Source organism: Xanthomonas campestris pv. phormiicola (genome assembly GCA_025666215.1).
Lineage (GTDB): Bacteria > Pseudomonadota > Gammaproteobacteria > Xanthomonadales > Xanthomonadaceae > Xanthomonas_A > Xanthomonas_A campestris_A.
This window is the reverse complement of record CP102593.1, coordinates 806462-825028: the sequence shown is the minus strand read 5'-3', so window position 1 is coordinate 825028 and position 18567 is coordinate 806462. Positions and strand designations below refer to the sequence as shown.

General features: G+C 71.7%; 14 protein-coding genes. 5 read left to right on the top strand and 9 right to left on the bottom strand.

The window, feature by feature from the left end:
* Positions 1-11 precede the first annotated feature (11 nt).
* Both NRY95_03380 and NRY95_03375 read right to left on the bottom strand, forming a co-directional pair.
* Positions 12-1379 (bottom strand): MATE family efflux transporter, encoded by a 1368-nt coding sequence (locus NRY95_03380; protein UYC17026.1) that lies wholly within the window; start codon positions 1377-1379, stop codon positions 12-14.
* Positions 1380-1550: 171 nt separating this feature from the next.
* A complete protein-coding gene (locus tag NRY95_03375; protein UYC17025.1) occupies positions 1551-2978 on the bottom strand; it encodes a hypothetical protein in 1428 nt (475 codons plus the stop codon).
* 463 nt (positions 2979-3441) lie between these two features.
* On the opposite strand from NRY95_03375, the gene NRY95_03370 reads away from it, so the two are divergent.
* A complete protein-coding gene (locus NRY95_03370) occupies positions 3442-5631 on the top strand; it encodes a primosomal protein N' (protein UYC17024.1) in 2190 nt (729 codons plus the stop codon).
* 29 nt (positions 5632-5660) lie between these two features.
* Here NRY95_03370 and NRY95_03365 read toward each other — a convergent pair whose 3' ends face one another.
* Positions 5661-7388, bottom strand: a complete 1728-nt coding sequence (locus NRY95_03365; GenBank protein ID UYC17023.1) for a VanW family protein — start codon at positions 7386-7388, stop codon at positions 5661-5663.
* Between the two features lie 200 nt (positions 7389-7588).
* Between NRY95_03365 and NRY95_03360 the strand changes: the two genes are divergently transcribed.
* Both NRY95_03360 and NRY95_03355 read left to right on the top strand, forming a co-directional pair.
* Complete coding sequence (locus NRY95_03360; GenBank protein ID UYC17022.1) at positions 7589-8896, top strand: NAD(P)/FAD-dependent oxidoreductase; 1308 nt, start codon at positions 7589-7591, stop codon at positions 8894-8896.
* Between the two features lie 55 nt (positions 8897-8951).
* Positions 8952-9572: a trimeric intracellular cation channel family protein gene (locus tag NRY95_03355; GenBank protein UYC17021.1), complete on the top strand. Its 621-nt coding sequence runs from the start codon at positions 8952-8954 to the stop codon at positions 9570-9572.
* Between the two features lie 122 nt (positions 9573-9694).
* Here NRY95_03355 and rpoH read toward each other — a convergent pair whose 3' ends face one another.
* The 6 genes from rpoH to rhlB form a co-directional block, all read right to left on the bottom strand.
* Positions 9695-10573, bottom strand: a complete 879-nt coding sequence (gene rpoH, locus NRY95_03350) for an RNA polymerase sigma factor RpoH (protein UYC17020.1) — start codon at positions 10571-10573, stop codon at positions 9695-9697.
* A gap of 220 nt (positions 10574-10793) precedes the next feature.
* A complete protein-coding gene (ung, locus tag NRY95_03345) occupies positions 10794-11522 on the bottom strand; it encodes a uracil-DNA glycosylase (GenBank protein UYC17019.1) in 729 nt (242 codons plus the stop codon).
* Positions 11523-11540: 18 nt separating this feature from the next.
* Entirely contained in the window at positions 11541-12383 is an 843-nt protein-coding gene (locus NRY95_03340) for a response regulator (protein ID UYC17018.1), read from the bottom strand.
* A 7-nt stretch (positions 12384-12390) separates the two neighbouring features.
* Positions 12391-13338: a permease-like cell division protein FtsX gene (ftsX, locus tag NRY95_03335; GenBank protein ID UYC17017.1), complete on the bottom strand. Its 948-nt coding sequence runs from the start codon at positions 13336-13338 to the stop codon at positions 12391-12393.
* Positions 13335-14021 (bottom strand): cell division ATP-binding protein FtsE, encoded by a 687-nt coding sequence (gene ftsE, locus NRY95_03330; GenBank protein UYC17016.1) that lies wholly within the window; start codon positions 14019-14021, stop codon positions 13335-13337. Before ftsE ends, ftsX begins: the two co-directional genes overlap by 4 nt.
* A gap of 70 nt (positions 14022-14091) precedes the next feature.
* Positions 14092-15876: an ATP-dependent RNA helicase RhlB gene (gene rhlB, locus NRY95_03325; GenBank protein UYC17015.1), complete on the bottom strand. Its 1785-nt coding sequence runs from the start codon at positions 15874-15876 to the stop codon at positions 14092-14094.
* A gap of 201 nt (positions 15877-16077) precedes the next feature.
* On the opposite strand from rhlB, the gene trxA reads away from it, so the two are divergent.
* Both trxA and rho read left to right on the top strand, forming a co-directional pair.
* Positions 16078-16419 carry a thioredoxin TrxA gene (gene trxA, locus NRY95_03320; GenBank protein UYC17014.1) on the top strand — a complete coding sequence of 114 codons (342 nt, stop codon included), beginning with the start codon at positions 16078-16080 and terminating at the stop codon, positions 16417-16419.
* Between the two features lie 238 nt (positions 16420-16657).
* Entirely contained in the window at positions 16658-18487 is a 1830-nt protein-coding gene (rho, locus tag NRY95_03315) for a transcription termination factor Rho (protein ID UYC17013.1), read from the top strand.
* Positions 18488-18567: the final 80 nt, after the last annotated feature.

The following is an 18567-nucleotide window of genomic DNA, read 5'->3' as shown; positions in this document are numbered from 1 at the left end:
GAAGTCAGGGGTCAGGCAACCGCGGCGGCGAGCAGGCGCCCGCTGCTGAGGCGGAAGCGCGCGGCCATCATCACCGCCGCCGCGGTCAGGCCCAGGATCAGCCCGATCCACATGCCCTGCGGCCCCCAGCCCAGCCACAGGCCGAGCCCGGCGCCCAGCGGCATGCCCAGGCCCCAGTAGGAACACAGCGCGAGCAGCATCGGCACGCGGGTGTCCTTGAGCCCGCGCAGCGCGCCGGCTGACAGCACCTGCACCCCGTCGGGGAACTGGAACGCGGCCGCGTACAGCAGCAGCGTGGAGGCCAGCCCGGCCACCGCGATGTCGCGGGTGTAGACGCCGACGATGGCGTCGTGGCCGAACAGCAGCACCAGCGCCGACAGCGCCTGGGTGCCGAGCACGATCGTATAGCCGGCCCTGGCCGCGCCGCGCACGCCCACCGCATCGCCGCCGCCGGCGGCACGCCCGACCCGCACCGTGGTCGCCTCGGCCACGCCCATCGGCACCATGAAGCACAGCTGCGCCACGTTGATCGCGATCTGGTGCGCGGCCGCCGGCACTTCGCCCAGCCGCGCGATCAGCAGCGCGGTGACGATGAACAGCCCGCCCTCCATCAGGATGGTGATGCCGATCGGCAGCCCGGTCTTCAGCAGCCCGCCGATCGCGCGCAGGTCCGGCGCCTCGAAGCTCGCGAACAGGCGCAGCGGCGCGAAGCGCCTGGAGCGCGCCAGGTAGATGGCGAAACACAGCGCCTGCAGCCACATCATGATCGCCGAGGCCATGCCCAACCCGCCGGCGCCGCGTTCGCGCAGCCCGAACAGGCCGAAGGTCAGCACGTAGCCCAGCGGCGCCAGTACCAGCAGCCCGCCGAAGCCGAGCAGCATGGTCGGCAGCGTCCAGTGCATGCCCTCGCTGAGATAGCGCATGCAGAAGTACAGCACCATCGCCGGCACGCCCCAGCGGATCGCGTGCAGGAAATCGCGCGCGCCGGGCACGATCTCCGCGGCGATGCCCAGTTGCGGCAACGCCATCGGCATCACGCTCAGGAACGCGAACATCAGCGCGCCCAGGCCCAGCGACAGCCACAGCGCCTGGCGGAACATCGGCCCGATCTGCGCGTGGCGCTTGCCGCCGTCGAGTTGCGACACCGACGCGGTCAAGGCGATCAGGGTGCCGATCGGAATCATCATCGGCAGCCACAGCAGCGCGGTGCCGACCGTCACCGAGGCCAGCGTGCGGGTGCCGTGGTGCCCGGCGATCACGTTGTCGACGAAGCTGATCAGGCCGGCGGAGATGTGCCCCAGGACCAGCGGCAGGGCGAGCTGCGCGGTGGTGCGCAGTTCGCGGCCCCGGACCGACGCCGGGGTGGAGGACGAAGACATTGCAAGACTCTGGCGATCCCGCCGACTGCGGCCGCGCGGAAGGAAAGCGCCGGCGCCGGGTGGCGGAGGGGCGGCAGTTTACCCTGTGCGCGGGCTTTTTCGGGACTCGGGACTCGGGACTCGGGACTCGGAGAGCGGAGAGCGGAGAGCGGAGAGCGGCGGATGCTGCGCTCAGCGTGCGGCGCGCTGGCGGAGCCACACCGCGCGGCTGTCCGCGCCTTGCGCCAGCAACTCGCGGCGCAGCGCCGCGCGCTCCTGTGGCGGGGTGCGCTGCGACAACAACGCCAGGTGCTCGCGTTGCTCGGCCGGCAACGTGCGCAGCAGGCCCAGCAGCGCCGCACGCTGCGCGTCGGGCACGTAGCCGAACAGCGGCTGCAACGCCCAGTATTCGCTGCCCAGTTCCGGGCCCAGCAACCAGCCGTGGCGTTCCAGCGCATCCAGTGCGGCGAATTGCGCGCGCAGCGTGTGCTGCTGCTCCACCGGCAAGCCGGCGAAAGCGCCGGCGACCTGGCGCAGGCGCGCCTGCACCGGGGCGTCCAGCGCCTCCCAGGCGGCCTGGCGCTGGCGCAGCTGCGCCGGGGTCAGCGCCGGCGGCGGACTGGCCGCAGCGGCTGGCGCCGCCGGGGCGACGATGCCGGTGGCCGGTTGGGCCGCGGCGGCTTCGGCGATGTCCTCCGCGCTCGGCGCGCTGTGCTCGATCCGCGCCGGTGGCGCGCCGGCCGCGTACCAGGCGAAGAAGTCCAGGTCGTAGACCGCCGGTTCCGGCAGCGGCGCCGGCGGCGCGGCCGGAACCGGCGGCGCGGTGGATGCATCCGACTCGGCCGGCAGCTCCTCCACCTGCACCGGCCCGGTATCGCCCAGCGCCAGGCTCGACCCGGTCCCTGCCGCCGCAGGCCGCGACGACGTCCGCCCCCACCACAGCGTCCCCAGCAGGGCCAGGACCACTAGTACGATGACAGCCGCCGCCAGCCGCGACCGGGTCAGGCCGCGACGGCGCGGACGGACCGCGGCCGGCGCCACCGGCGTCGCCGCAGGCGTGGGCGCCGCGCCGGCGATGGCCGCGTCGCGCAGTTGCGCCAATGCCTGCAGCCGTTGCAGCGGCAGCTCGCGCAGATGCTGCTGGGCGGCCTCGGCCAGCGCGCGCCAGCCGGCCGCGTCCGGGCGCCCGCCGGCATCGCGCGGGCAAGCCCTCGCCAGCGCCTGCTGGTAGTCCTGGATGGATTGGTTCAGCACCTGCGCCGCGGTCGGCTCGTCCAGCCCGGCCACGATCCGCAGCAGCAGCGCCAGGCGGTCGGCCGCCCCCAGCTCGCCCAGGTGCGCCAGCGGCGCGGGCCAGCCGCTGCCGGCCGCGGTCGCGCCCTGGCGCAGCGACGGCACGGCAGCGAGCAGCTTCCAGAAGTGCAGCGGCCAGTCGGCCATCGGCAAGCTTGCGGCATGGCTGCGGAACGCGCGCATCGCCGCGGCCAGCGCCGGCGCGCCGCGTTCGACGCTGCCGCTCTGCAACTCGGCCAGCACCGCGGCACGGCGTTCGATGCCGCGCAGGAAGGCGGCCAGGGCGGGCGGTGCGGCCGTGCCGTCGGAGGGGGACGCGGCGGTCATCGGAACTCCATCATCGGCGCGATGATAGCGAGGCCGCCGCCGCGCCGCGCGCTTGACAACGGCGCGCCGATCGGCTGCTTCAGGCGCCAGCGGGGCGGATCGCGGCGGCGGGTTGTGCACAGCGCCCTGAAGGTGCGGCCGGCACCTCCTGTCAAGCCCCCGGAAAATCACATTGCAGCCATGTTTCACGGCCAAGTTGTTGTTATTTATAGAATTTATCCGATTGGCGCTTTTTTGTCCAACTTGTGGCAGAAGCTTGTGAGTCCGTCTTCACGGCGTGGAGCATCCCTTTCATGCACAGCTTTATCCACAGCGCGTGTGGATAAAATCGATTCTCCAAGCGGGGCAGCTATTTACGACCTGTTTATCACTTTGCGGGCAGCTATCGCCTGCACCTCGCACGGCCGCCGCGCGCGGCCGAGAGACCGCTGCCCTCCCTCCCCCGGCCGCTAAACTAGGCTCGATGCCGTCCCCCGCCGCCACCCTCCGCGTCGCCCTGCCGCTGCCGCTGCCGCAGCTGTTCGACTACCTGCCGCCGCCCGGCAGCGCCGCCGTCGCCGGCGACATCGGGCGCCGGCTGCGGGTGCCGTTCGGCAACCGCGAACTGAGCGGAGTGGTCGCCGCGCTCGGCCAGGTCGCCGACAGCGAAGGCCTGCGCGAGGCGCTGGCCTGGCTGGACCCGGTGCCGCTGCTGCATGGCGAGCTGGCCGACTCGCTGCACTGGCTGGCGCGCTACAGCCACGCGCCGCTGGGCGAAGTGCTGGCGACGGCGCTGCCGGTCACCCTGCGCCGCGGCGAGGCGCTGCCCGACACGCACGCCTGGGCCTGGCGCCTGACCGAGGCCGGCGCCAGCCATCGCGCCCGTCCCGGCACCCGCCCGCACCGCTTCGCCGAACTGCTGGCGGCCGGGCCGCTGGACGAGGACCGCCTGGACCAGGCCATGGACGACTGGCGCAGCGCCGCGCGCAGCCTGGTCAGGCGCGACTATGCCGAACGCATCGCGGTGCCGGCCAGCACCGCGGCGGCGCAGCCGCAACCCGGCCCCACCCCGAACGACGAACAGCAGGCCGCGATCGACGCCGTCGTCGCCGCGCCGGGCTTCGCCCCGTTCCTGCTCGACGGGGTCACCGGCAGCGGCAAGACCGAGGTCTACCTGCAGGCCATCGCCGCCTGCCTGGCGCGCGGCCGCCAGGCGCTGGTGCTGGTGCCGGAGATCGGCCTGACCCCGCAGACCCTGGCGCGGTTCCGCGCGCGCCTGGGCGTGCCGGTACACGCGCTGCATTCGGGCCTCACCGACAACGAACGCGCGCGGGTCTGGGCCGCGGCCTGGCGCGGCGAGGCGCGGGTGCTGGTCGGCACCCGTTCGGCGGTGTTCGTGCCGTTGCCGCAGGCCGGCCTGATCGTGATCGACGAGGAACACGACGGCAGCTACAAGCAGCAGGACGGGATCCGCTACCACGCCCGCGATTTCGCCCTGGTGCGCGGCAAGGCGCTGGACGTGCCGGTGCTGCTGGGCAGCGCCACGCCGTCGCTGGAAAGCCTGCACAACGCCGCCAGCGGCCGCTACGCGCACCTGCGCCTGACCCGCCGCGCCGGCGAGGCGCGACCGCCGACGGTGCGCGTGCTCGACGTGCGCAAACGCCCGCTGCAGGACGGCCTGTCGCCGGAGGTGCTGGCCGGCATCGGCAGCGCGCTGGCCGACGGCGGCCAGGTGCTGGTGTTCAAGAACCGCCGCGGCTACGCGCCGGTGCTGCTGTGCCACGACTGCGGCTGGACCGCGCCGTGCCAGCGCTGCAGCACCCCGCTGCACGCCACGCCGATGACCGTGCATGCCGGCGGCCGCCGCCTGCAATGCCACCACTGCGGCGCGCGGCAGCCGGCGCCGCTGGCCTGCCCGGATTGCGGCAGCCTGGCGCTGCAGCCGCAGGGCATCGGCACCGAGCGCCTGGAAGAACGCCTGCTGCAGGCCTTCCCCGACGTCCCCGTGCTGCGCATCGACCGCGGCACCACCCAGCGCCGCGATGCGCTGGAGACGCAACTGGCCACGCTCGGCACGCAGCCCGGAATCCTGGTCGGCACGCAGATCCTGGCCAAGGGCCACGACCTGCCGCAGCTGACCCGGGTGGTGGTGGTCGGCATCGACGAGGGCCTGTTCTCGGCCGACTTCCGCGCCAGCGAGAAACTGGCGCAGCAGCTGATCCAGGTCGCCGGCCGCGCCGGCCGCGCCGCGCGTCCGGGCGAGGTCTGGCTGCAGACCCACCATCCCGGCCATGCGCTGCTGGAGACCCTGGTGCACGGCGGCTACCACGCCTTCGCCGAGGCCGAACTGGCGCAGCGCGAAGCGGCCGGCTTCCCGCCGTTCGCATATCTGGCGCTGCTGCGCGCCGAAGCCAAGCAGGTCGAACACGCCAACGCCTTCCTCGGCGCGGTGCGCGCGCTGCTGCCGGAGCAGGCGCAGGTGCAGCGCTTCGGGCCGATGCCGGCGCCGATGCCGCGCCGCGCCGGTTTCCAGCGCACCCAGCTGCTGCTGTCGGCGCCGACGCGGCGTGCGCTGCATGCGGTGCTGGACGCGGCGGTGCCGGCGATCCATGCGCTGCCGCAGGCGCGGCGGGTGCGCTGGTCGCTGGATGTGGATCCGCAGGATCTGTACTGAGCCGAGCGCGTCGTTCGCGTCCCGCTTTCTCAGCCCGGCAAACCCAGCACGTCGACCAGCTGCGCGCGCAGCGCGGCGCTGTCGCCGGCTTCCACGCAGCGCCACGCGCCGTCGTCCGCGCCCAGACCGCAGGCGGCGGTGGCGATCACCGGCTTGCCCAGCGCCAGGGCCAGCAGCACGCCACGCGGCTGCTGCTCGATCCAGGCCGGCAGCACCACCAGCGCGGCCGCCTGCACGCCCGCGGCCATCGACGCGACCCGGCGCACGTTTAAGCCGTTCCAGAATTGCGGCGTCTCCTGCGCGCCTGGCGGCAACAGCAACTGCACCGGCAAACCCCGCAACGCCTCGCGCAGTTCGAACGCGCCCTTGCGCGCCAGCGACGACGACGCCAGCAGCACCTGCGTGGCCGCCGCCTGGTCGCCGGGTGCGGCGGCGGGCAGCACCGGCCGCTGCCACTGCAGGGCGATGCCGCGGCTGCCGGCCAAGGCCAGCAATTCGCGATGCGGGGTGATCCAGTGCCGCGCCTGCGCCAGCGCCGCGCGTTCGGCCTCGACCAGCAACGGATCGGCGCGGAAATCGCGCAGCGTGAGGCTGTCGGGGTGCCGCTGCGCCGCCACGTCCAGGCGCGCCTGCAGCAGATGCATCGGCAAGGCGGTCATGCACACCTCCCAGCGCCGGCCCTGCAGTTCGCCGGCCAGCCACAGCCCCGGCAACAGGCTCTGCGGCACCACCAGTTCGACGTCCTGCGCGCCGAGCCGACGCGACAGCGCGCGCAGGCGGATGCGCTGCGCGCGCTGCCGCAGCTGCGGCAACGGCAGCCCGCGCCGCAGCCACCAGCGCTGCAGCACGGCCGCCTGCAGCGCGGCGAGGCTGCTCCGGCGCAGCGCCAGCACCCGATCGCCCGGCTGCATGCGGCGCCGGCGGTCGTCGGCGAATTCCGGCCAGTCCTCGTCCACCAGCCAGGTGCGGCGGAGGCCCTGCGCGCTCGCCGGCACATGCCGGTGGCACGCCTCGCGGCCGCAACGCGTGCAGTCGTTCGCCGCCGGCGCCGCCGGCGCTGCCGACGCGCGCCGCAGCGGCAGCAACGGCAGCGCGGCGACGGCAGGCGCACCGCCGAGAATGCGCACGTGCAGGTCATCGCCATCCAGCCACACTTCCAGGCGCCATGCCGACTCCGCGCGCAGGCGCAGATCGACGTAGTTCCAGAACACCACCGCGTCGCGATCGCGTTCGGCCAGCGAGCCGGCGATCACCTGCGTATGCCGATGCCGCTCGACGATCTCCAGGCCCTGGCGCAGCGCCGCGTCGTAGATCGCATTGGACAGCTGGCACAGGCCGCCGCCGATCGACGGCACCAGGCAGCCTTCGCGCAGCTCGCGCCCGGCGGCGAAGCCGCGCCGGCGTGTGGCCCGGCCCAATTGCCGCCAGAAACTGAAGGTGGCGCCGGCCGGGATTTCGATCCCGTGCAACTTGCGTGCGGCCACGCGCAGGTTGTGGATCTTGCCGGCGACCAGCAGCGGCGAAGTTTCCTGCGACTCGGGCCATAGCGCGGTGACCGATTCGGACACCGCCGCAGGGCCGATCGGCAGTCCCGCATCGCGGCGATGCCGGCGCGGTCCGCCGCGCAGATCGCGCAGCGCGCGGCGCAGTTGCAGCACGCGGATCTTCAGCGCGAACAGCAGGCCGCCCAGCCGCGACGGCGTCGCCGCGACGGGCGAAACCAGAGGCCGATCCGTTGCTGTCGCTCGCCTTGCCACGCGCCCTCCGCATTCCTGCCTGCGCCTGCCATCGCGCTACTATAGGCGCATGCCGTTACAGTCCCCAGTCCCTGCACGGCGCCGCGATCGCCGCGTGCGTCACGGCGCTGCGCCCCGCGGCGTGCGCGCAGCGTCCGCGCCCATCGCGCGCATCCCGATCGCCGCTTGCGCCTCGCCTTTCCGTTCTTCTGGAGACCTGCATGGCTAACGCACCCGTTCCGCACCTGATCGTGGTCGGCGGCGGTTTCGCCGGGCTGTGGGCCACCCGCGCGCTGGCCAAGGCGCCGCTGCGCATCACCCTGATCGACCGCCGCAACCACCACCTGTTCCAGCCGCTGCTGTACCAGGTCGCCACCGCCGGCCTGTCGTCGCCGGACATCGCCGCGCCGCTGCGGCAGATCCTGCGCAAGCAGGACAACGTGGAAGTGCGCCTGGGCGAAGTGCTGCGCGTGGACAAGCAGGCGCGGCAGGTGCAGCTGGCCGGCGGCGAGACGCTGGACTACGACTACCTGCTGGTCGCCACCGGCGCCACCCATGCCTATTTCGGCCACGACGAATGGGCCCGGCATGCGCCCGGCCTGAAGACCCTGGACGACGCGCTGCACCTGCGCCGCCACCTGCTGCTGGCGTTCGAGCGCGCCGAAGCCGAGAGCAACCCCGCCGCGCGCGCGGCCTGGCTCAGTTTCGCCATCGTCGGCGGTGGCCCGACCGGGGTGGAACTGGCCGGCACCCTGGCCGAGATCGCGCGGCATACGCTCAAGCACGAATTCCGCCGCATCGATCCGGCCGAGGCCAAGGTGCGGCTGATCGAAGCCGGCCCGCGCGTGCTCGCCTCGTTCCCGGAGCGGCTGTCGGCCAAGGCGCAACGGCAGCTGGAAAAGCTCGGCGTGGAAGTGCTGACCGGCGTGCCGGTGGCCGACATCGACGCCAGCGGCTATCGGCTGGGCAGCACCTTCGTGCCCGCGCGCACCGTGGTCTGGGCCGCCGGCGTGGCGGCCTCGCCGCTGGCGCGGACCCTGGACGTGCCGCTGGACCGCAGCGGCCGCGTGCAGGTGCAGCCGGACCTCAGCATCCCCGACCATCCGGAGGTGTTCGTCGCCGGCGACCTGGCCGCCTTGCAGCAGGCCGACGGCAAGCCGGTGCCCGGGGTGGCGCCGGCGGCCAAGCAGATGGGCCGGCACGTCGCCGAGAATGTGTCGAAGCGGCTGCGCGGCGAGCCCGGCGACGCGCCGTTCCGCTATGCCGACTACGGCAACCTGGCCACCATCGGGCGCATGGCCGCGATCGTGCATCTGGGCCGCCTGCAGCTGTCGGGCCTGCTGGCCTGGTGGTTCTGGCTGGCCGCGCACGTGTTCTTCCTGATCGGCTTCCGCAACCGCCTGGTGGTGCTGCTCAACTGGGCCTGGGCGTACTGGAGCTACCAGCGCGCGGCGCGGATCATCCTCGGCGACGACGCGCGCGCTTCCGTGCCTGCGCCGGCGGCGCCCGAGCCGCCCACGGCCGCGTGACACCCCGTGGCGGGGCTGCGATCCTAGCCGCCCCTTGCCGCTGCGCAGTGCCGTCTTGGCGACCTTCCTGTTCCTGCTCGACCTGCTCGGCACCTTCGTGTTCGCGATCAGCGGCGCCACCGTCGGCGTGCGCCACCGCCTGGACCTGTTCGGCGTGCTGGTGCTGTCGTGCGCGGCCGCGGTCTCCGGCGGCATCGCCCGCGACGTGCTGATCGGCGCCACCCCGCCGGCCGCGCTCGGCGACGCGCGCTATCTCGGCGTCGCCTGCCTGGCCGGATTGCTGACCTTCTACAGCCACAACACGGTCGAGCGCCTGCGCAACCCGGTGCAACTCTTCGATGCGCTCGGCCTGGCGCTGTTCGCGGTGTACGGCACCAGCAAGGCGCTGGCGTTCGGCCTGGGTCCACTCAGCGCGACCCTGCTCGGCATGCTCAGCGGCATCGGCGGCGGCATCGTCCGCGACCTGCTGGTGGCGCGCACGCCGGTGGTGCTGCAGGCCGAGCTGTACGCGGTGGCGGCCTTGCTCGGCGGCGGCGTGGTCGCCGCGGCGCACGCGCTGCACCTGCAGCAGCCATGGGGATTGGCGATCGGCGCCACGCTGTGCTTCGGCCTGCGCTTCATGGCGATCCGTTATGGCTGGCATCTGCCGGTGGCGCGTCCGCCGCCGGAGCCGTAACCTGCGCGGCCGCGCCGCGGCTCGGCATCGCCAGTCTTCGCACGCGTTGGCGCAACGAAAAAGGCCCGGAAAACCGGGCCTTCTTGCTTGGCGGATCGATCATCCGCAGCTGGGCGCACCACTCACGCCACGAACAACGCCTTCATCTTCTTCAGCGCGTTGGCTTCGATCTGGCGGATGCGCTCGGCCGACACGCCGTACTCGTCGGCCAGTTCCTGCAGCGTGATCTTGCTGTCCGCGTCCAGCCAGCGGCGCTTGATGATGTCGCGCGAACGCGCATCCAGTTCGGCCAGGCCTTCGCGCAGCAGCTGCAGCTGGTTGTCCTCGCTGTCGGCGCGCTCGTAGGCCTGCGAGGGATCTTCCTCGGCGGCCATCAGGTAGGCGGCCGGCGACGGCGGCGCATGGTCGTCGTCATCGTCGGACGGCGCATCGAAGCCGATGTCGCGGCCGGACAGGCGCGACTCCATCTCCAGCACCTCGCGCTCGGACACGTTGAGGTCCTTGGCGACCGCGGTCACTTCCGCCGCGTTCATCCAGCCCAGGCGGGTCTTGGACTTGCGCAGGTTGAAGAACAGCTTGCGCTGCGCCTTGGTCGTGGCGACCTTGACGATGCGCCAGTTCTTCAGGATGTACTCGTGCATCTCGGCGCGGATCCAGTGCACCGCGAAGCTGACCAGGCGCACGCCCATTTCCGGGTCGAAGCGCTTGACCGCCTTCATCAGGCCGATGTTGCCTTCCTGGATCAGGTCGCCCAGCGGCAGGCCGTAGCCGTTGTAGCCACGGGCCACGTGGACCACGAAGCGCAGATGGGAGTGCACCAGTTCGCGCGCCGCATCCAGGTCTTCCTGGTCGCGGTAGCGCACCGCCAGCGCGCGTTCCTCTTCGGACGTCAGCACCGGAATCTGGTGCACGGCGCCGATATAGGCATCCAGCGAACCGAGCGGACTGGGGATCGGGAGGTTGTTGGCCACCAGCGCGGTGGCAGGGATGGTCTGGCTCATAGGGCTCATCTTAGCAGTCAACTAACTAGACTGCTGGGTACAGTAAAAAGTTCCTGCGTTCTGCTTATGGAACATTCGAATCAGGAAACGGACTGTGACAGAAGCCGCTGGAACACTGGGGTGAGGCAGGCGTAACCGGTTACGAGCGCCAAACCTAGCACCAAGCCAGCGAAATTTTCGTGTACGCCACCCGCCCCAAGCGACGCCGTCGAACCACGGTTCAGCCGCCGGTCAAGGCCGGGTCCAGCGCCGCGCGCGGCGGCAGGCTCCAGTCGATCGGCGCGGCGCCGCGGCGGTGCAGGTAGTCGTTGGCCGCGGAGAAGTGCTTGCAGCCCAGGAAGCCGCGGTGCGCCGACAGCGGCGAGGGATGCGGCGCCTTCAGCACGCGGTGGCGGCGGGTGTCGATGACCTTGCCCTTGGCCTGGGCATAGCTGCCCCACAGCAGGAACACCAGGCCTTCGCGCTCGCGGTTCAAGGTCTCCACGACGTGGTCGGTGAAGCCCTCCCAGCCCTTGCCCTGGTGCGCGCCGGCGCGGCCTTCCTCGACCGTCAGCACCGCGTTGAGCAACAGCACGCCGCGCTGCGCCCACGGCAGCAGGCAGCCGTGATCGGGACGGCGGATGCCCAGGTCGTCCTCGATCTCCTTGTAGATGTTCAGCAGCGACGGCGGCACCGGCACCCCGGGCAGCACCGAGAAGCACAGCCCGTGCGCCTGGCCGTAGCCGTGGTACGGATCCTGGCCGAGGATCACCACCTCGACCTGGTCGAACGGGGTCGCGTCGAACGCGGCGAAGATCTGCCGCCCGGGCGGGAACACGCGGGCGCCGGCGGCCTTGCGCTGGCGCAGGAACGCGGCCAGCTCGCGCATCTCCGGGCGCAGCAGCCAGTCGCCGACCCGCGCCTTCCACGAGGGTTCCAGCTGGATCCGGGTGTCGTCTTCGCTACTCATGCAGGTTCGGCAGTTCGATCAGAAGGTCACGGCAGTGTCGGTGAGCTTGGCCAGGCGCAGCTGGAACAGCACCTTGGTGACCAGCAGGCGCTCCTCAATCGGCTTCTGCACCAGGTCGTTGGCGCCGGCGCGCAGCAGTTCGGACTGGTTGTGCGGGTTGCTGTCGCCGGTCATCACCAGCACCGGCATGCGCCGCTTGCCGTAGGCGAAGTCGATGCGGATGCGCTGCACCACGTCGCGGCCGTTGAGTTCGCCCTTGAGGGTGACGTCGGTCAGCACCAGGTCGATGCGGCGGGTGGTGCGGCCCAGCGATTCGGCGGTCAGCAGCGCGAATGCGTCCTCGGCGGTCAGCACGTGCACCACGTGCAGCTCCTGGCGCTCGAGCATGCGCTTGGTCGCCTCGGCCACCACGCGGCTGTCCTCGACGTAGAGGATGGTGGCGCCGGCCACCGGCTGCGGCTGCACGTAGCCGCGGATGAAGGTCGCCAGCGCCTCGTGGCCCAGCGCCTTGTCGAAGTAGTCGGTGACGTATTCGGTGAAGCGGCGTTCGACCAGGTGCTGCTGGGCGTCGCCGGAGACCACGATCACCGGCACGTAGGCCTGGCCGGCGGCCTCGCGCACGCTGCGCGCCAGGGCCAGGCCATCGCCGTCGGGCAGCGCCAGCGAGGTGGTGACCAGGTTCACCGGGCCGGCCGCCAGCGCGGCGCGCGCCTCGGCGATGCTGGCGCACCCCACCACTTCCACGTCCGGCAGTTCGCGGTGCAGCACATCGGCGATCAGCTTGCGCACCAGCTTGGAGCCGTCCACGACCATCACCCGCGGGGCGTCGCTGATCAGGTGCTTGAGCTCGTGCCGGGACATGCGCGCCTCAGGTATCGGTGGGACGCGTCTGGCGCAGGAAGTGGCCGGTCACCAGCCAGGCGCCGAGCCAGCCCAGCAGCAGGGTGCCGAGCAGCACCAACGCCGAGTGCAAGGCGTCCAGCCCGTGCAGCGCGAAATGGCTGCCGTAGCTGTCGGCCAGTTCCGCCAGCGGCGGCCCCAGCGCCAGCCCGGACGCGGCGATCAGGCCCAGCGCCAGTACCCCGGCGCCGAAGCCGTACCAGGCGCCCAGGTACAGGAACGGGCGGCGGATGAAACCGTCGCTGGCGCCGAGCAACTGCAGCACGCCGATTTCCTCGCGCCGCGACTGGATGTCCAGGCGCACGGTGTTGCCGACCACCAGCGCCGCGCCGGCGCCGAGCAGCACCGACAGCACCTGCACCAGGCGCTCGCCGAAGCGCAGCCAGCCGTCCAGGCGCTTGCGCCACAACGCGTCGTGCTGGACCAGGTCGGCCTGCGGCAGCGCGCTCAGCGAGGCCGCCAGCTGCGCGTCGTCGGCCGCGGCCGGGGTGACGATCAGCAGGGTCGGCAGCGGGTTGTCGTCGAGCGCGTCCAGCGCCTCGCCGAGCCCGGCGCTGTCGCGCAGCTCGGCCATGCCCTGTTCGGGCGTGCGCAGCGCCACCGCGGCGACGTCGGCACGGCCGCGCAGGGTCGCGGCCAGCGCGTTGGCCGCGGCGGCATCGATGTCGGTCTTCAGGAACACGTTGATGTCGCGCGACTGCTGCACGCTGCCGGCGAACTGCTTGAGGTTGTCCAGCGCGATCGACAGCCCCAGCGGCAACGCCAGGGCCAGGGCCATCACCGCCATGGTCAGCAGCGTCGCCCACGGCTTGCGCATGGCCCGGCCGAGGCTGTAGACGATGCTGTGCAGGTGGTGGTCCCACCACACGCCCAGGCGCGAGGGCGCGGCGCTGCCGCCGGCATTGCGTGCGCTCATTCGGCCAGGTCCTGCGGGGAGATGTCGTCGGCCAGGCGGCCGTGGTCCAGGATCAGCACGCGCTTGCGCATCTGCTTGAGCAGCGCCAGGTCGTGGCTGACCACCAGCACGCTGGTGCCGCGCGCCGGCAATTCGGCGAACAGCTGCATGATCTCGGCGGCCAGGGTCGGGTCGAGGTTGCCGGTGGGCTCGTCGGCGACCAGCAGGCGCGGTTCGGCGACCATCGCCCGGGCGATGCCGACGCGCTGCTGCTCGCCGGCCGACAGCTGCGACGGCAGCGCCTTCTCGCGATGGCCCAGGCCCATCCGCTCCAGCACCGAGCGTACGCGCTTGCCGATCTCGGCGCGGCGGGTGCCGCGCAGGATCAACGGCAGCGCCACGTTCTCGGCGATGCTGCGGTCCATCAGCAGGCGGTGGTCCTGGTACACGACGCCGACCTCGCGCCGGTGCAGCGGCACGCGCCGCCCGCGCACCTTCAGCAGGTTGCGCTCGCCGAACAGCACCGCCCCGCGCGACGGGCGCTCGCTGAGGTGGATCAACTTGAGCAAGGTGCTCTTGCCCGCCCCGGAATGGCCGGTGACGAACAGCATCTCGCCCTCCTCCACCTGGAAGCTGACGTCCACCAGCGCCTCGTGGCCGCCGGCGTACTGTTTGCTGACATTGTCGAACCGCAGAACGCTCATCCGGCGATTATGCCGGAGCGGCCCGGGTTTTCGTCCACCGTGCGCACGCCGCGAACGGTGGACCGCCGGTTCAGGAGCTGGAGACCAGCGAACGCAGCTTGCGGCCGAGGCGGGTCAGGAACGAATCGTTCGCCGCCGCGGCCGGTGCCGCGGCGCGCTCGCCCTGGCGCGCAGCCCTGACCTGCACCGGCTTGGCCGGCGCATCGCCGGTGGCGACGGCGGCAGTCGCCGCACCCTCGGCGCCTTCCAGCGGACGGCCGCCGCGACGCCGCCGGCGCTTGCGCGGCGCGCGCTCGCCGTCCGCCGCAGGCGCGCCGTCGACGGCGGGGCGGGCCGGCCTGGGCGTGGGCGCCGCGACCACCGCCGCCGCCTCGATGGCGCCCGCAGCCGGCGCTTCCGCGACGGCCCCGGGCGCTGCCGCGGCGTCGGCCGGGCGCGGGGTGCGCGGGCGCCGCGGCTTGCCGTCGGCACCGCGCGCTTCGCCGCGGCCGCCGGCACCGCCGCCCGGGCCGCTGCGGCCGGCGCCGGGCTTGCCGCGGCTGCTGCCGCCGCCGCGACGCTGTTCGTCGGCCTCGCGCTGCGCGCGTGCCTCGCGGAAGATGTCGCCGATGCTCTCGTCGGCATCCGCATCGACCTCGACGTCCTCGCCCTCGACCGCCGCGCGCGGGGTGCGCGGCAGCGCCACCAGCAGCTCGGCGGTGACCGGCTCGACCGGGATCTTCTGCTCGATGTAGGCCTCGATGTCCGGCAGGCTCATCGCATAGCGCTCGCAGGCGAAGCTGATCGCGTCGCCTTCCTCGCCCAGCCGCGCGGTGCGGCCGATGCGGTGCACGTAGTCCTCGGCGTCGAACGGCAGGTCGTAGTTGTAGACGTACTTGACCCCGTCGATGTGCAGGCCGCGCGCGGCCACGTCGGTGGCGACCAGGATCTCCAGCTGGCCCTTCTGGAAGCGGTTGAGCAGGGTCTCGCGCTTCTTCTGCGGCACGTCGCCGGACAGCACGCCGACCCGGTAGCCGTTGCGCTCCAGCGAACGCGCCACGCGTTCGACGAAGGCCTTGGTGTTGACGAACACCATGGTGCGCGCGCCCTCGCTGCGCGACAGCAGGCCCAGCAGCAGGGTCAGCTTCTCCTCGTCGGAGGGGAAGTAGATGCGCTGGCGCACGCGCGCGGCGGTGATGCTCTCGGTCTCGACCACGAGCTTTTCCGGCTCGTTCATGTGCTCGTAGGCCAGCTCCAGCACGCGGTGGCTGAGCGTGGCCGAGAACAGCAGGGTCTGCCGGGTGCCGCGCTCGGGCATGCGCCGCAGCAGGAAGCGGATGTCCTTGATGAAGCCCAGGTCGAACATGCGGTCGGCTTCGTCGAGCACGCAGATCTCGCAGGCGTGCAGCGAGACCACTTTATGCTGCTTGACGTAGTCGATCAGCCGGCCCGGGGTGGCGATGATCACGTCCACGCCCTGCTGCAGCAGCTCGCGCTGCTTGTCGTAGTCCACCCCGCCGTAGACCAGCGCGAAGCGCAGGCCCAGGTCGGCGCCGAACTTGACCGCGTCCTTGTGGATCTGGATCGCCAGTTCGCGGGTCGGGGCCAGGATCAGCGCGCGCGGATCCTCGGGTTTGCGGTCGGCCAGCGCCGGGCGGCTGAGCAGGCGGTTCATCACCGTCACCAGGAACGCCAGGGTCTTGCCGGTGCCGGTCTGGGCCTGGCCGGCCACGTCGCGGCCCGGCAGGGCCACCGGCAGGGTCAGCGCCTGGATCGGCGTGCAGCGGGTGAAGCCGGCGCCTTCGAGGCCGGCCAGCAGCGCCGGTTGCAGTTCGAACGCGGAAAAAGTCACATCGGTCAGCGGTTTGTCGCTCATCATTCCATCTTCGTCAGGCCACCCCGCCCGAAGCGTAAGGTCGCGGCTTGCATCGGCCCCGGCAGCGTCGCACACTGGCGACTTCCATGCCGGGTCGCGCGACAGGGGGAATCCCTTGATTTCGCCGCGCAATGCCCCAGTTTACCGCAATGCGGCGGCCACCCGGTCCGGCCGGTCGCATTGGCCCAGGAGATACCCCTAGTGAGCGATAAGGTCCTACACGTCGGCGACGCCGATTTCGATACCGCCGTGCTGCAATCCGGCGAGCCGGTCCTGGTGGACTTCTGGGCGGAATGGTGCGGCCCGTGCAAGATGATCGCCCCGGTCCTGGACGACCTGGCCGACACCTACGACGGCAAGCTCAAGGTGGCCAAGGTCAACGTGGACGAGAACCGCGCCACCGCGATCAAGTACCACGTGCGCTCGATCCCGATGCTGCTGCTGTTCAAGGACGGCAAGGTCCAGGCCACCCAGATCGGCGCGGTCGGCAAGGGCCAGCTGACCCAGATGATCGACAAGAGCCTGGGCGGCGCGGCCGCCTGAGTCTGTCGCCGGCCGTTCCGGATCGAACGGCCGCTTGTTGTACCGGCCTGCAGCGACGCTGCCGGCCGGCTGAATCGCCCGGTAACGCCTGCTTGCCGTGGTTGCGTGGCGATGATAGTGTCGGCGCATCCGGTGGCATTCGCGCACCGCACCCCCTCTGGAAGATTCTCTTCTAGACCCCTTCCCAACCCGTTTGCCCCCACGCTGGGCGCTCGCACTCATAGCGAGGAATCACCACTTGTCCGATCACACCATCACCGAACCCGGGAGCGCCGACGCCCCCGCCGAGAAGCGCGCGCGCAAGCCGCGTGTCAGCAAGGCCGTTGCCGGCGCTGACGGCGGAGCCGAGCACGGCGCGCCGGCGCAGCCGAACCTGCCGCTGAACCCGGCGCCGGCCCAGGCCGACGCGCCGCGCCCGGCGCCGCAGGAACGCCAGGAACGCGCCGCGCCACAGGAACACGCGCAGGCCCCGTCGCAGCAGCCCCAGTCCCAGCCCGCTCCCGCCTCCGGCGGCGATGCCCAGGGCCAGGGCGGCGGCAACCAGAACGACGGCGGCGAGCCGCGCGAAGGCGGCAACCCGCGCTTCAACAACCAGAATCCGCAGAACCAGAACAACCAGAACAACCAGCAGGGCAATCGCCGCGACCGCTTCCGCAATCGCCGCGATCGCGGTGGTGGTGGTGGTGGTGGTGGTGGCAATGGTGGCGGCCGCGAGCGCTACCCGGACAACGGCCTGCCCAACGACAACGGCGCCAACGAGGTGTTCGTGCCGCGCCCGCACGCCAACGTGCCGGAAGGCTTCCCGATCTACTCGCTGAGCGACCTGAAGCGGATGCCGGCGCAGAAGCTGCTGGACATCGCCGAGCAGCTCAACATCCAGGACGGCGTGGCCCGCGCGCGCAAGCAGGACGTGATCTTCGCGCTGCTGAAGGTGCTGACCCGCCACGGCGAAGGCGTCGCCGCCGACGGCGTGCTGGAGATCCTGCCGGACGGCTTCGGCTTCCTGCGCGCGGCCGAGGCCAGCTACCTGGCCGGCCCGGACGACACCTACATCTCGCCCAGCCAGATCCGCCGCTTCAACCTGCGCACCGGCGACCACCTGTCCGGCCGCATCCGCTTCCCGAAGGACGGCGAACGCTACTTCGCGCTGTCGATCGTCGACACGATCAACGGCGAGCCGCTGGAAGCGAGCAAGAACAAGGTCCTGTTCGAGAACCTGACCGCGCTGTTCCCGCGCAAGCGCTTCACCCTGGAACGCGGCAACGGTTCCTCGGAAGACATCTCCGGGCGCATCCTCGACCTGATGGCGCCGCAGGGCAAGGGCCAGCGCGCGCTGATCGTGTCCCCGCCCAAGGCCGGCAAGACCATGCTGATGCAGCAGGTGGCCACGGCGATCACCACCAACCATCCCGACGTGCACATGATCGTGCTGCTGATCGACGAGCGGCCGGAAGAAGTGACCGAAATGCAGCGCACCGTGCGCGGCGAGGTCATCTCCTCCACCTTCGACGAGCCGGCCGCGCGCCACGTGCAGGTCGCCGAGATGGTGATCGAGCGCGCCAAGCGCCTGGTCGAGCACAAGAAGGACGTGGTGATCCTGCTCGACTCGATCACCCGCCTGGCCCGTGCCTACAACAACGTGGTGCCGTCCTCCGGCAAGGTGCTCAGCGGCGGCGTGGACGCCAATGCCCTGCACCGCCCGAAGCGTTTCTTCGGCGCGGCGCGCAACGTCGAGGAAGGCGGCTCGCTGACCATCATCGCCACCGCGCTGGTGGAGACCGGCAGCAAGATGGACGAGGTGATCTACGAAGAGTTCAAGGGCACCGGCAACAGCGAAGTGCACCTGAACCGCCGCATCGCCGAGAAGCGCGTGTACCCGGCGATCGACATCAACCGTTCCGGCACCCGCCGCGAAGACCTGCTGATCGAGCCGGAGCTGCTGCAGAAGATCTGGATCCTGCGCAAGCTGCTGCATCCGATGGACGAGATCGCGGCGATGGAATTCCTGCTGGACAAGATGAAGAACACCAAGTCCAACGACGAGTTCTTCGGTTCGATGAAGCGCTGAGTCCGGCGCCGGCGCGACCCGGACGCCCCGCTTCGGCGGGGCGTCCGCGTTTGTGCGGGGCCATCTGCGCGAGCCGCGGC

Bases quoted from the DNA above. Each gene is read 5' to 3' on its own strand.
- NRY95_03380 (UYC17026.1), bottom strand. From the start codon at position 1,379: ATGTCTTCGTCCTCCACCCCGGCGTCGGTCCGGGGCCGCGAACTGCGC.
- NRY95_03375 (UYC17025.1), bottom strand. From the start codon at position 2,978: ATGACCGCCGCGTCCCCCTCCGACGGCACGGCCGCACCGCCCGCCCTG.
- NRY95_03370 (UYC17024.1), top strand. From the start codon at position 3,442: ATGCCGTCCCCCGCCGCCACCCTCCGCGTCGCCCTGCCGCTGCCGCTG.
- NRY95_03360 (UYC17022.1), top strand. From the start codon at position 7,589: ATGGCTAACGCACCCGTTCCGCACCTGATCGTGGTCGGCGGCGGTTTC.
- rpoH (UYC17020.1), bottom strand. From the start codon at position 10,573: ATGAGCCAGACCATCCCTGCCACCGCGCTGGTGGCCAACAACCTCCCG.
- ung (UYC17019.1), bottom strand. From the start codon at position 11,522: ATGAGTAGCGAAGACGACACCCGGATCCAGCTGGAACCCTCGTGGAAG.
- NRY95_03340 (UYC17018.1), bottom strand. From the start codon at position 12,383: ATGTCCCGGCACGAGCTCAAGCACCTGATCAGCGACGCCCCGCGGGTG.
- ftsX (UYC17017.1), bottom strand. From the start codon at position 13,338: ATGAGCGCACGCAATGCCGGCGGCAGCGCCGCGCCCTCGCGCCTGGGC.
- ftsE (UYC17016.1), bottom strand. From the start codon at position 14,021: ATGAGCGTTCTGCGGTTCGACAATGTCAGCAAACAGTACGCCGGCGGC.
- rhlB (UYC17015.1), bottom strand. From the start codon at position 15,876: ATGAGCGACAAACCGCTGACCGATGTGACTTTTTCCGCGTTCGAACTG.